10 protein-coding genes and 1 riboswitch are annotated in these 13,968 nt (G+C 38.4%); of the genes, 1 reads left to right on the top strand and 9 read right to left on the bottom strand.

Going from position 1 to position 13,968, the window contains the following annotated elements; all coding sequences use genetic code 11:
• Positions 1–32: 32 nt before the first annotated feature.
• The 9 genes from BLR11_RS02865 to BLR11_RS02905 all read right to left on the bottom strand — a co-directional run bounded on the left by BLR11_RS02865 (position 33) and on the right by BLR11_RS02905 (position 12,047).
• The gene (locus tag BLR11_RS02865; protein WP_091648020.1) at positions 33–1,043 is read right to left on the bottom strand and encodes a FecCD family ABC transporter permease; all 1,011 of its coding nucleotides are present in this window, start codon (positions 1,041–1,043) and stop codon (positions 33–35) included.
• Positions 1,036–1,893 (bottom strand): ABC transporter ATP-binding protein, encoded by an 858-nt coding sequence (locus BLR11_RS02870; RefSeq protein WP_091648021.1) that lies wholly within the window; start codon positions 1,891–1,893, stop codon positions 1,036–1,038. Before BLR11_RS02870 ends, BLR11_RS02865 begins: the two co-directional genes overlap by 8 nt.
• An 11-nt stretch (positions 1,894–1,904) precedes the next feature.
• Entirely contained in the window at positions 1,905–2,900 is a 996-nt protein-coding gene (locus BLR11_RS02875; protein WP_218118705.1) for an ABC transporter substrate-binding protein, read from the bottom strand.
• A 101-nt stretch (positions 2,901–3,001) separates the two neighbouring features.
• Positions 3,002–3,178, bottom strand: a riboswitch (cobalamin riboswitch).
• 373 nt (positions 3,179–3,551) lie between these two features.
• Positions 3,552–6,086: a hypothetical protein gene (locus tag BLR11_RS02880; RefSeq protein WP_091648023.1), complete on the bottom strand. Its 2,535-nt coding sequence runs from the start codon at positions 6,084–6,086 to the stop codon at positions 3,552–3,554.
• A 54-nt stretch (positions 6,087–6,140) separates the two neighbouring features.
• Entirely contained in the window at positions 6,141–7,397 is a 1,257-nt protein-coding gene (locus BLR11_RS02885) for a hypothetical protein (RefSeq protein ID WP_091648025.1), read from the bottom strand.
• Positions 7,398–7,711: 314 nt separating this feature from the next.
• The gene (locus tag BLR11_RS02890) at positions 7,712–8,467 is read right to left on the bottom strand and encodes an acyl-ACP thioesterase domain-containing protein (protein ID WP_091648027.1); all 756 of its coding nucleotides are present in this window, start codon (positions 8,465–8,467) and stop codon (positions 7,712–7,714) included.
• Positions 8,468–8,977: 510 nt separating this feature from the next.
• A complete protein-coding gene (locus BLR11_RS02895; RefSeq protein ID WP_091648028.1) occupies positions 8,978–10,195 on the bottom strand; it encodes an ABC transporter permease in 1,218 nt (405 codons plus the stop codon).
• On the bottom strand, positions 10,185–10,892 hold the full coding sequence (locus tag BLR11_RS02900; protein ID WP_091648030.1) for an ABC transporter ATP-binding protein: 708 nt from the start codon (positions 10,890–10,892) through the stop codon (positions 10,185–10,187). The genes BLR11_RS02895 and BLR11_RS02900 overlap by 11 nt, the downstream gene beginning before the upstream one ends.
• Before the next feature lie 18 nt (positions 10,893–10,910).
• Entirely contained in the window at positions 10,911–12,047 is a 1,137-nt protein-coding gene (locus BLR11_RS02905) for an efflux RND transporter periplasmic adaptor subunit (RefSeq protein ID WP_091648031.1), read from the bottom strand.
• Positions 12,048–12,416: 369 nt separating this feature from the next.
• Between BLR11_RS02905 and BLR11_RS02910 the strand changes: the two genes are divergently transcribed.
• A complete protein-coding gene (locus BLR11_RS02910; protein WP_091648033.1) occupies positions 12,417–13,964 on the top strand; it encodes a putative polysaccharide biosynthesis protein in 1,548 nt (515 codons plus the stop codon).
• Positions 13,965–13,968: the final 4 nt, after the last annotated feature.

Consider the following 13,968-nt stretch of genomic DNA (forward strand, 5'->3'; position numbering starts at 1 on the left):
ATGCCGATCGTTTCTGTACATTTCATGTTTGTTTATTTTAACCGTTTATGCAATATGTATAAAAAGTAAGGAGTTCCCAATAATGCAGTCATAATACCTGCCCTGATTTCTGTTTGCGGTACAATGACACGTCCCAGCGTATCGCAAAAAACAAGAAAAACTCCTCCGGCAAAGGCTGCTGCCGGAATGAGCCGCCGATGATCAGACCCGACGATAAATCGCATCATATGCGGCATGACAAGACCTACAAAACCAATATTTCCGCTGACACAGACACTGATAGCTGTCAATAAGGAGGCTAAAGTCAATACACATAGCCGGAAAGGAATAACACGCATTCCCAACGCTTGTGCTTCCATATCTCCCAGAACCAGGACATTAAGATGCCGCGCCAACATACTGGTTATACAAATACATCCAATAATTGGTCCTGCCGCAATATATACATGATCCCAGCTGCGATAGTCCAATCCTCCTATGGTCCAAAATAAATATTGATGAAGCTGTTGATTCGTTCCCATGGTGAGCAACCCGGATGTAAGTGCGTTAAACAACATACCGACCACAATGCCGGCTAACAGCAGGGGCATAATTTTAACTCTGCCATGCCGTACAGCCAGCAGTACCGTCAAACTGACGGCCAGCATAGCTCCCACGATAGCAAAAAGCGGCATATATACAGTTCCCAGAACGACGCTTCCCGAAAAAATAGCAAGAACAGCACCTAAAGAAGCCCCGCTGGAAACTCCTAAAATTGCGGGATCGGCCAAGGGATTCAGGAAAACAGCCTGCATGATAGTCCCTGAAACAGCCAATCCTCCCCCTACCAAAAATCCTACGGCCGTGCGCGGCATGCGGATATTCCAAAGTACGGCCTGTTCCTCTGCTGCAGAAGTCCCGCCATCCTGCAAAAATATACCTTGTAAAATATGCGAAACAGAAATAGGAAATTGCCCTAACGATAAAGACAAAAGCACTACAAACAGACAGACGATTCCCATGCCGAGCCAAATCAGCCAAACAGGCTTTTTTGCATTACTCATGATCTGCTCCTCCTGTCTTGCCGATGATCACATCCAGTAACGCATCGCGTCCGGAAGCAGATGACGGGGCACTGTAAATATCGAGATGTCCCGTTGTACTATTTTGCCGCACGGCGATAGGCATCCCATATACAGCACTGAGATTTTCTTCGGTCAATACCTCGGCCGGTTTTCCTATGGCTGCCGTCATCCCTGCTCCCAGCAATATCAGTTTTGTACAGAAACGGGCGGCCAGTGCCAATTCATGAACAACAAGAATTACCGTCTTGCCGCGAGTACAGAGGACACGGCAAAGACGCAGTATCTCCTCCTGATAGAAGACATCTAATCCGGCCGTCGGTTCATCCAAAAACAAGAGCGGTGTTTGCTGTGCCAAAATCTTTGCCAGTAACACCCGCTGCTGCTGTCCTCCGGAAAGTGTGAGCATATCCCTATCTGCAACCTGCATCACTCCGGTGTACTGCATACAGGCATCGACGATACGACGATCATTTTCACCTTCCTGCTGCCACCAATGCAGATGCGGATATCGCCCTGTCGCGACCACATCTCGTACCGTATACCCCGGCAGCAGGCCATCGTGCTGCTTCAAATACGCTGCCTGTTGTGCAAACGTTCCGGCACGTAATTTTCCGATAGGAGTACCGCACAGTTCTACGACTCCCTGCCGGATAGGCAAAAAACCTCGTATTGTCTTAAGCAGTGTACTCTTTCCTGCACCATTAGGACCAATAATGCCGATCATGTCCCCACGGTGTACCGTTAAATCGATGTTTTGCAAAACTGTCAGTGTACCATAGCCGGCAGAAAGCCTATGTATATGTAAAACTATATCAGTAGATTCAATCATGATGATCCCTCTTATAGAACAGCTGAAATGTGTTGTCCGTCAGCCTGTGCAAAAGACTGTCCATATACAGAAAAAGCAATTTCACGAATACCGAAAACAATATCCTGTGACCCGTTATACAGGTAGCTCTCACGTGGTTTCACCAAGTGATTTTCCTTCACTGCTGTCAAGGTTTGTAGAGCCGGATCTTCCAAATATTGCTGCACAAAGCGGTCGGAATCATAATTGCCGTGATTTGTATAGGAAGGCAGAAACAAGTAATCCGGATTTATTTTAACCAGCATTTCTTTGCTCATTGCCTGTCCATTGCGGATACCTGCCGTGGCCATTCCGTTAGTTACACCGGCATACCGGCAGGCATCATCAAACAAGCAGCCTATGCCGCCATAGGTGTTCATAAGAGAAATAAGAACAACGGATTTTCGCTGTTCCTGCGGAATCGCATCTACCTGCCGTTTAATATCCGCAAGCTGCACATCCATCTGCCGGATTATCTCGCTGCCGCGTTCTTCTTCTCCGATAACCTGGGACAGGAGACGTATGGTATCTTTAACCTCTGCCATTGTCACGGCTCCTTTACACACTACAACAGGGATTCCCAAGTCACGCAGCGGAACAACCTTCTCCAAACTTCCCCAATCCGGAATAATAACGACATCCGGTTTCATGGCAGCGATGGCTTCTACAGAAGGATCTGTTATTTTCACCGGAATCTGTTGTGCCTGCGGCACAACCGTAGAGTTTAACGGATCGTCGAGCAGCGCATTGACAGCCACCATGTTACTGGGGGATACTAAGCCCAGCATCATCTCATCCGTTTCCATGGAAAGGGTCAAAATACGCTGTGGTTTACTGTTAAAATGAACAACAGTCCCCTGCACGTCAGTCACATCATATCCACCAGCGGAAACAGCAGAAGCCGTCGTTGCTGCAGGAGCATGACAACCTGATAAAATAAGCAGCATGGATAATAAAAGAATACAAAGAGCTCCATATATACGCTTCAAAAAGCAATTCCTCCAACACAAAAAAGCCGCAAGGAAAAACCTTACGGCAGCTTATCTAAAAAAAGTCCAGACAATCTCCATTCCCATCGCTCGCAGGTCAATCGGTGATTATGAATCAGGCAGTTCTTCTGACTTAAGTTCATTGCTTTGCTGCGCCTTCCCGGAATACTCCAGTGACATTGTGCAACGCGGCTCACTTTTACAGCGGCGGGACCGTGCCGGATTTCAACCGGCTTATCTATTAAGCCCATAGGGGCACCTGATCTACTATATATAGTTGTAAAAACAGCACGGATAAGTTAGCTAAACAACATGTTCAGTTCCTTACCGGTACTAAAAGAATACTATGAATTTCTATTATGGCCAAATAAACCCATATATTCTCTTGTCGTACATATACCAAGCTTGACCTGTTTCCATCTATGTAAGCCACCCTGGCATGTAAATTATACACTGAACGTAAAGATAAATGCAATATTTTTTTATAAATATCATGAATTATACAAGTGAAATTCTATTATTTCAAAAAAAATGCAAATTTAATTTGTGCCAAAATACAGTAAGCATCTACAATGAGCATCTCCTGGGTGTACTGTCCAGATAGAGAATATCATCTAACATGTATTTTTCTTATGATCAAGTAATTAAAACTCATACGGATATATCATGTTGGTTGATAATATTGAGTTTTTCTAATTTGAAATTTGATTCAGAAAGACAATTGATCCAAAGCGTAACCATTTGAAAAATTTGCAATTTAATCTTATCATTTGAAGATTCAGCTGAAGAGACAAAATTTATGTTCTTCATCTTATCATAAATTTTACGGCGTTTATATTCAAACTGAATCAGTACATTTAACTCTTGCTCTGAAAAAATTCTATTATCAGCTTTACTATCAATATATACTACATCATATTGTATCAACAAAATCGCTTCCGGAATATTCTTAACATGATCTCTATAAAAACTTTTTGGACTTTCTCCTAATTCTTCCCACTTTAAAGAAACGTCATCACCTGTAACTACCATAGCATCATCTAATGCATTAAATTTATTTCGTAATAGTTCAGCGATTGCATCAATTTTTTCGCTGAAAATAGCGTCATGCATCATATATCGTAAGAATACATTTTCATCAAGATGAAGCTTTAACTGTTCTTTGGGCGGCAGGAAAGACTGTTCCCATTTTTTAGCCTGCGTTAACATGCTCATATCCATAATCGCTTCTACGGACCTCGATTCATGCTTATATTTAGGTATTTTCAACATGGCTCTGAGAACACCATTATCAATTTGTGCGGTACCTTTTTCGTTGATTAAATGAGGGAATTTTTGTTCAAGAAGCGATCGAATCAACATCGCTCGTCTAATCATAAAGAATTGATCGAATTCATTGACTTGATTTGGGCCAAGTATATTAATATACCCTCTTAACCGACTAATAAAATCAGGGCCTTTACTTTCTTTAAACTTATTCAAAAATAGTTGTTTTTCTTTTTCAATTTCAATTTTTTCTCCACAAAATTCAGCAAAAGAACTACTGGTCCCTCCAACAAAAACAAATATAGCCTTGCCGATTGGGTGAAAACTTTCTTCATCTTTATAAATTCCATCCTGCATAGGTGACAGAAAATATTTTAACCACCCCCAGCTTTCATGAAAATACGAGTCAAATTCATCAAAAATAACAAAGGGTATTTTTCCTCGCAGATTGGAATCACTTATTTGATGAAATGCCTTCTGTAATTCGAGTACTGTTGAAAATTGAGAAATATTATAGCTCATTTTTGTTATGCTTTCAGAAAATTTACTGATAGCCATTTGATTGAGACCATAAGATTTACCGGAACCCGGAGTACCAAATATTGCAATAGATAAGGGTCTGTTAGCGTTTTTTGATACAATATATTCCGAAATTAAGTTATGTATGGTTCGATAACTTTCAATTTCAATTCGATCTATTGTTTTTAATTTTCCGAATTTAGCGGTAGGGATATGCATTAGCACATTTTCTTCCCCATTTTTGACCAAATCAAATGCCATTTGTGAAATGCTGGCAGAACTTTTTTCTTGTAGAATACACCAATTATCCTGATATTCCCTATTCAAAACATTTGGTATTTTTACATCTTGTACATATTCAGGATCTGTATCTTTAATTAAATTTTGTTCAAACATAAGAGGATTGGGAAACGAAGAACTGTCCGGTTTTTCTCCAAAACCATAGTAAAAATACTTTCTTACAGCACTAATTCCTTCTCGAATTCCTTGAAAAATTAAAATGGGAAGCTCTTCTGCTTTATATTCTAAAAATGCAGTTGAAAATCCAGCTACAAAAGCAGAAACAAGACCATACATTTCTCCATCATTGTTATTCCTGAAATCTCCTTCAAACTCATACGGCAAAAAATACAAAAACGATTGGTGCGTATCATCATTTTCACAATAAATGACACCTTCCAATCCAAAAATAACAATAAGATGTTTACATTTTAATAAAAATGATAAATTAGGATTATTTTCTAGCTGCCAAGTAAAATCATGCGCCGTTTTTTCCCAAGATATGCTTTTGCTGATATTGACCCCTTTTGAACGAAGATCATCCGCATTAATAATAATAATAGTTTTATCCCTATGATACCTGAATAAGTGCTGTAAAAGAGGATTTCCTTCTATGGGATTATCCATTTTATAAAAAACAACAGGTGTTATCCCTGTACTTTTGATAGCCAGCGGCCAATACCCGGCATGTTGATTAAATCCATTATTTTCATCATCAATAACAACAATGGGAGCATCAATTACATCTTCTTCCAAGGGTAATACATTTAAATTATTGTTTGTTGTTCCACCTGAAAACCCCATAAATCTATATAGTCTATAAACTTTAGATTCTTTTTGATTAGTTGAACGAGGATATGGCTTTATTTCAACAAAGGAATACAAAAAATGATCATGATAGAAGCTATTCTCTTTAGGAATAACTGGAGAAATAATAGTTTGATCCGTTGCCAAAGCAATCATTTTTGCTAAAAGAAATGCCGCACCCGGTACGGATAACTGATGTAAATTAATGCTGTTTTCCCAATTGAGTTTTTTTTCTTCCTGCGGAAGTATATTCCAGAGCAATACGTTGACACATATATCGCCTGTAACAATAATTTTTATTTTTTGCTTTTCCACATTAAACACCTCCCCACATATGAACTGACATTTTTATATTGAACAATGTGACATTTATTTATTATTGGATTGCTTTAACACATTAATTAACTTCAACCAAACAACTTGAGTCCGCTTAAAATCCTCATAATGTTTTTTCACATGTAAATGAAAATAATCAAACTCATCTAAAATGAGTTCAAACTTATCTTCATTAAAATAATTACATATACAAGGCACCACATGTTTAAGTTTTTCTCTGATTAACGCTATTTCGTTTTCATAATTTTTATTTTGTGTTACGTAGAGTAACAGTGGTTTATACCGAATCCATCCAATAGCCACTTTTAAAAATCTTTGAGTAGTTGTTCCTGGATCAATCTTTATACTTTTTAGATTACCCGGAAGTGAACCAAAAAGTAATTGTTCACAGGATAAAAAGCTATCATGAAACGTATAACAAGGGATTTTTTTGACAACTCTATTACAAATACACGTACTTAAAAATGTGTCTTCTCCTCTTGCTCCTGGGGGATTATAAAACGGAAATATTTTATCAATTTTTGTTAAATTGAATCCTAAATTAGAACCAGAAATAAATTTCATTCCATTCGTTTCCTTAACATGTATCGTTTTATTATTAGTTTTTATGTTAACATCTGCATACGTAATTCCGCCATCCTCCATCTTTGTTTTTACAGATTGCCAGTTGATGATGTCATTACTTACCGCCTCGATAAAAATCCGAAAATCATTTTCTGAAAGTTTAGAATTAAACTCCAATTGCGGCATTGGTGAAATATATCCACAATGATACCCGTGTGTTATATCAGCATACTTAAGATTTTGGATATGTGTCAGCAGTACATTTTCTCCCTTCCATAAAATAGTATTATTCATTTTAATATTTGCTATTGGATATTCATCATCATCAAAAAAAACAAGATAATCCATTCCTTTTTTTATAGCAAAATATAAAACCGCATTTCTTTTCATGGCATATCCCTCGCCAAATATTAGTTCGGCTTCTTCTAATGTGACAATATTTTTTTTGACCAATGTTTCTATTTCGCTTAGAATCACAGTATTATTTAAATAATGAATGGAATCCATCATTTCTAATATTTTAGGATCCGTAATGGTGTAATCATTTACAACTGTATTTGTATAATGCAAATCATATGCAATAAACAGATGAATCCCTATATTATCATTATGTATCAATCCCGATTCTTTCCAATTGTGCACATACATTTTTATTACATTTTTAAAATTTTTGCGGCCTGTCACAAAACCAATACCAATATTTATTTTTTTTTCTTTACTATCCAATTGAACACGCCTCCTATATTTTAATGATATTTTTACACATACTGTCGTTTTCTCTATCTTTTGATAAGTGTATTTACTAAGACCCACTTTCATAAAAGTGGGTCTTAGTAAATACGTCCATTTTTATTTTGTTGACAATAATATATTATTATAATTTTATATTTATTCAATATAGTATGAAATTAAGATACAAAAATATAACTAAAATGGTATGTAAATCATAATATGCATCACATTTTATGTTTCTAATCCGAAAGATTTTTTTACTATTTCCATAAATTTTTAAGACAACTCTCCCGAAATTCCAAAATAAACTATGTATAATAAAAGTTACTTTCAAAACAATTATGTTCTCCCTGTTTACCGATAACAGTAATTTTTTGTTCTTTAAGATTAACTGCACCAAATAGATAAATTGTTTCATCTTTTATCGTTTCTTTTGAATAGTTTATAAAAAAATCGGTAAAATCTTTTTCTTGATATATTTCAGGTAAACAATCTATAGCAAACGCACAATACCGTGAAGCATTCATATGTCCATTTATATCTATATCTGAAAAATAAACATACCGTTTGCCAAGAAAAACTAAGTCATGCGGTATACTAATTTTCCCCAGTTTCCTATAATAGCCGCTTTCTTGTCTTGTACTCTCTGGACGCAGTGTAAATTTTTTTGTCCGGATAATTTTATGTGATTTATAATCAACAAGCAACCATGAACTGTATCCTTTTATAAGAATTTTTTTATTTTGCGCGGTTATATTATACGCGCGTGTCAATTGAAACGGTCCCGGCTTTTCCTCCCATGTGCTAATTGTGATACGATCATTTGCACAAGGAAGTGAACAAAAATGAAACATAATACGAGAAAGTAAAATAGTAACACCATGATTATACAGTATTTTTCTTGATAACCCTTGTCGGGTATAATCTTCATCGGCAATGCTTGTAGCGAGACGTAATAATTCAAAAATATTAAGCTGTCCCCGAACATTACATTGACAAAGATCAATATTTATTTCATTATAAAATGTAAGATTTTTATCATACCAGTGATTATATGTAATCATTTTTCCCTCCACACTTTCAACCCTTTTTCTTTATGATAAATTCTAGAAAAACCTGAGAATAAACGCAAGGAAAAGCAGTCTATGACAGAAAAGCCAAGTAAATTGATATCACCATTATATCTGATAAAAATGTTTTTTATGTGCAATTTTACTGTCATTAATTGGTTTCAATGCTGTGCTGGAAAATATTTTTAACTTTTTAAAATATAAGCTACTTAGTCTCTGATAAGTAAAACTAACTTGGAAAAAATCTTAAACTACTACAAAAAGAGCCACTTTAATAAAAGTGGCTTTTACCAATTACATTCCATTTTTATTTTATTTTATTTCCAATAATCCTTTTTTATTATACCATTAATTGAAGATAATATCAATATTTGATGACACCGTGTATGTGTCTGTAGGTTTGTCAAACATATATTTTTGTATTATTGTGCAATATTAAACATTTTTAATCAATCAAACAATACGTTATTTTATGTAAAAATGATTATATAAACAGTATTTTTTTTACTCATATCGTAACGCTTCAATAGGGTCTAATTTTGCGGCCTTACGTGCGGGGTAAATGCCAAAAAACAAGCCGATACCCACCGAAAATCCAAAGGAAAGAATAATAGGAGCCGCCGTGATAACCGTAGTAAACCCACCGAACTTTGAAATGAGCAGTGAGGTGGAGATACCAAAAACGATACCTAAAAAACCGCCAATGACACCGATACTGATCGATTCAATTAAAAATTGCATCATAATGTTTTTAAAGGTTGCCCCCAATGCTTTACGGATTCCGATTTCCCGAGTTCGTTCTGTAACGGATACCATCATGATGTTCATGATACCGATTCCTCCGACAATAAGTGAAATCGCAGCAATACTTCCTAAAAACAAGGTAAGCATGGTCGTTGTACTGTTCATTGTTTCCATAAGACTCGTTAAATTGCGAACAGTAAAGTCATCTTCTTTATTGCCGATAATGCGATGTCGCTGCCGTAATAAAGTTTCTATTTCGTTTTGTACTTGATCCATTTTATCCAGACGCGATACTTGTATGTTAATAGATTGTATATAGGTGATTCCCAATAACCGTTCTTGTGCAGTAGTCAGCGGAATCAAGATAACATCATCTTGATCACGTCCCATCGAAGATTGTCCTTTACTCTCCAAAACGCCAATAATTTTATAAGGTGAAGAATCAATGCGGAACGTTTTCCCCACAGGATTAACCGTACCAAAAAGATTCGCTGCAACGGTCGTTCCAACTACAGCTGCCCGTGTACGCGTACTAAGATCACTTTGTGTAATAAAAGCCCCCGTCGATACCGTAAGATCACGGATCGCCATATATTCCGGCGTTACTCCGTAAACAGAAGTATTCCAGTTCTGATTGCCATACACTACTTGATAGGAACTATTCACGGTAGGTGCTACATAATCAATATTTTTAATTTTTTCCTTGATTGCATCCGCATCTTCAAGTTTTAGTTTTTGACTGGATCCGGCAGCAGAACGGACTCCGCCTGAATTAGCAGAACCCGGCATTACAATAAGCATATTGCTTCCCAAACTAGCAATAGAATTAGTCACTTTTTGCTGCACGCCCATACCGACAGATATCATGGCAATAACGGCACCTACGCCAATGATAATACCAAGCATCGTCAGTATGGAGCGCAATTTATTGGATAATAATGCATTAAAAGCAATCTCAATACTTTCTTTAAACAACATCCATAGATACTCCCTTTCCTTCATCTCTAGTAATTCTGCCATCACACATAAGCAGCTGTCGATCAGCACATGCCGCTATTTCTGGCTCATGTGTTACAAGAATAATAGTATGGTGACGTTCATGAAGTGTTTCGAATATTCCCATAATTTCTTTTGAAGATTTTGTATCTAAATTTCCCGTCGGTTCATCTGCCATGATAATATGGGGATTATTAACTAATGCTCTGGCAATAGCCACTCGTTGCTGCTGTCCGCCGGATAATTCATTGGGCTGATGATTTGCCCAGGAACCAAGACCTACAGAAGTCAACAAAGCTATAGCCCGTGCTTCCCGCTCTTTTTTGTCAACACCGGCATATACTAACGGAAGTGCTACATTATGCAAAGCCGAAACGCGTGATAATAGATTGAAATTTTGGAATACAAACCCAATTTTTCTGTTGCGGGTCATCGCTAAGTTATCGTCTGACAAATGGGAAACTTCTTCGCCATCCAATTCATAGATACCGCTTGTAGGACGATCCAGACAGCCAAGGATATTCATCAGCGTCGATTTTCCGGAACCGGAAGGCCCCATCAAAGCAATAAAATCGCCTTCTTTAATAGTAAGAGATACTTCGTTTAATGCTGCAAAATCTTCGCCGCCTATATGATATACTTTTTTTATATTCTGCAAATGCATTATTACCTTATCCATACTACGTACCTGCTTTCTTTACATGGGCGGCGGAGGTCCGGCCTGATTTTTACTAGAAGAAGTTTTAGGAGCTGTATAGGCAATAGAAACAGCCTCTCCCTCTTGGAGACCACTGAGAATTTCGACATCATCCCCGCTATAGATTCCTGTTGTTACAGGTGTTTGCTGAGTTTGTCCCGATTTGTCAACAATCAGGACATAGGGTCCATGGTCATTTGTTTTTAATGCTGCAATCGGAATGCATACTACATTGTCTTTTTGCGCTGTCGTTATGTCTACACGCGCAGTCATTCCCAGTCGTAATACATCGTCAGGATCATCAAGGTCCAGTGTAACATAATAATATATAACACTACTCGAAGAAGACGATGTTGAAGAGGAGGACGATGAGGATGCAGAGGTACTGGAAGACGATGTATCCCAAGTGTTATTTACATCGGTCTGGGAAATACCAGACACGCGCGCCGTAAAGGTTTTCCCCGTATAAGCATCTACCGTAAATGTCGCATCTTCCCCCACCCGAATATTGCCGATATCCGTTTCATCCACTTTGGCACGTATTTGTTTTTGTGTAGAATCAGCAATATTCATAATGACCGTTGGATTACTAGTCCCCTGCACTGCCATCGTTCCCGATGACTTCGGTTCGCCCACAACGATACCGCTCATCGGTGCAGTAATCACCGTTTCCGCTACATCTGATTCTGCTTCCGCTAAGTCGCTGACTGCTGTATCATAATTGAATTGCGCATCATCCAAATCTGATTTTGTCCCGGCTCCCATATTATATAAACGTTGCGCTCGCTCCAACTTGATTTTTGTATTGGTAACCTTATACTGTGCCTGATCCCGTTTGGCTTCATAATCCTTGCCATCCAGTATCGCCACTGTTTGCCCCGAAGTAACTGGATCATTTTCCTTTACAAGAATTGATTTGATACGCGCTGTAATTTTGGCACTTACTTCTACTGAATTGATAGGGCGAATCGTACCGGTAGCAGAAACTATAGTTTTTAAATCCTTACGACTTACCGCTGCCGTTTCGATAGACGTAATTTTCTTTGCGTTTTCCTGTGTTTGATAATACCTATATCCGCCAAAAATACAAACAACTGTAAAAACAACTGCCATTACTATTTTACTATTTTTATTCATATATAAAACAAACCTCCCTGCATCGCATCTATGTAAACAGTATATCATATTTATGAATAGTATAGAAAATATCTTATGTGAAAGAACAATTCCCGGCCGTAGAAAGATAATGTTATTTCAACAAAACAAAAAAGGGGGCAAAACATTTACTTTATTATATAATATACAGTGTTACGATTTGTTTACAAAATAGTATAAATTTCGTGTATGGTATCGAATATATAGTAAAAGTATGCTCCTTCATTTTCGGTATATGTAATCAGTATGTTAGATAAGAAAAGACGCCATTACTTATGCTAAACACAACTATTATTTTCCATTGGCATGTGATAAAATAAGATGTTAATTCTATATAGATTCGAGGTAATTATGGCTAATAAACTTGTTTCCGGTACGTTGATCCTGACAGTTTCTCTGTTTGTCGTCAAAGCTATCGGCAGTATCAACTGGATCATCTTGTCACGCATACTTGGCGGTGAAGGCATTGGTATTTACCAGATGGCATTTCCTATTTACTTATTGGCACTGGAAGTATCCAGTGCGGGTATTCCTATTGCTATTTCTATTATTACTGCAGAAAAAGCAGCTAAGGAGGATTATGCGGGAGCGCAGCGGATTTTTCATGTATCCCTGACCATGCTCTGTATCACCGCACTGATTCTCAGTATTCTTGTCTTTTTTGGTTCCCGCTGGCTTATCGAGTATCATATTATCCGCGAAAGCCGGGCGTATTATTCCCTTATCGCGTTAGCTCCGGCTATCTTTTTTACGACGATTATTGCCGGGTACCGCGGGTATCTTCAGGGATGGCAGAAAATGACTCCCACTGCCGTATCCCAGATTGTAGAACAATTAGTCCGCGTAGGCGTTATGCTCGGTTTTGCCGCGGTATTGCTGCCATACGGATTAGAATATGCAGCCGGCGGAGCCAGTTTAGGCGCCGGAGCCGGCGGGGCAGCGGCATTGCTGGTTCTGCTGTTTTATTATTACAAATTAAAACATCGTTTGCCAAAAAACGGTCCCGTTTTTCCTCAGGAAAAAATCAGTCATATCTTAAAACGCCTAGTGATATTGGCTTTGCCTATTTCACTGGCCAGCATCATGCTTCCTGTTGTATCCAATTTAGATTTGCTCATCGTGCCGCGGCGCTTGGAAATTGCCGGATATGCTACTGCCCAGGCTACAGAACTGTTTGGGTATTTAAACGGCATGTCGGTACCTCTTATCAATTTAGCGACTATTCTGACAGCGTCTATGGCTATGAATCTGGTCCCGGCCATCAGCCATTACCATACACTGGGAGACTCGGAATCGGTCTATGATAAAACCGCCAGTTCCATGCGTGTCGCCCTGTTGGCAACGATTCCTTTCAGTGTTATGCTCTATGTATTAGCTAAGCCAGTCGTAACGTTTATCTACAATGCTCCGGCAGCTACCGATGCTACGCAGGCCATTGCCCTGGCTATCGTTTTCCTGGGATTGCATCAAGTCAGTACCGGTATTTTACAAGGACTGAAGATGCCCAAGATTCCGGTCATGAATATGGGAATAGCTTGTGTCATCAAAGTATTTTGCAACTGGTTCCTCGTCGCGATTCCGACATTGGGTATTATCGGGGCTTCGTATGCAACCGTTGCCGATATCGGCGTTGCTGCCGCTTTGAATTTGTTTTTTATTTATAAACACACCGGATATGCTATGCAGTTTAAAGACGTATTGAAAAATATCGTCTGTGCTGCTGCTATGGGTATCGTCATGCAGGGGATCTTCAACTACACAGAACATATCGGCTTGTTTTTAAGCCTTCTGCTTACCACAATGCTGGGAACGGCAGTGTATATTGGCTTAATGGCTGCCTGCGGCGGTGTCACGCGAAGAGACGCTGCAAAAATCCCCGGCATTGGAAGATTTTTCTAAGTAC

Source organism: Megasphaera paucivorans, from assembly GCF_900103535.1.
Lineage (GTDB): Bacteria > Bacillota > Negativicutes > Veillonellales > Megasphaeraceae > Megasphaera_A > Megasphaera_A paucivorans.

What these genes read in the sequence shown, in the direction of transcription:
- BLR11_RS02910 (WP_091648033.1), top strand. Translation starts at nt 12,417, where the DNA reads ATGGCTAATAAACTTGTTTCCGGTACGTTGATCCTGACAGTTTCTCTG.
- BLR11_RS02865 (WP_091648020.1), bottom strand. Translation starts at nt 1,043, where the DNA reads ATGAGTAATGCAAAAAAGCCTGTTTGGCTGATTTGGCTCGGCATGGGA.
- BLR11_RS02895 (WP_091648028.1), bottom strand. Translation starts at nt 10,195, where the DNA reads ATGTTGTTTAAAGAAAGTATTGAGATTGCTTTTAATGCATTATTATCC.
- BLR11_RS02870 (WP_091648021.1), bottom strand. Translation starts at nt 1,893, where the DNA reads ATGATTGAATCTACTGATATAGTTTTACATATACATAGGCTTTCTGCC.
- BLR11_RS02900 (WP_091648030.1), bottom strand. Translation starts at nt 10,892, where the DNA reads ATGGATAAGGTAATAATGCATTTGCAGAATATAAAAAAAGTATATCAT.
- BLR11_RS02905 (WP_091648031.1), bottom strand. Translation starts at nt 12,047, where the DNA reads ATGAATAAAAATAGTAAAATAGTAATGGCAGTTGTTTTTACAGTTGTT.
- BLR11_RS02890 (WP_091648027.1), bottom strand. Translation starts at nt 8,467, where the DNA reads ATGATTACATATAATCACTGGTATGATAAAAATCTTACATTTTATAAT.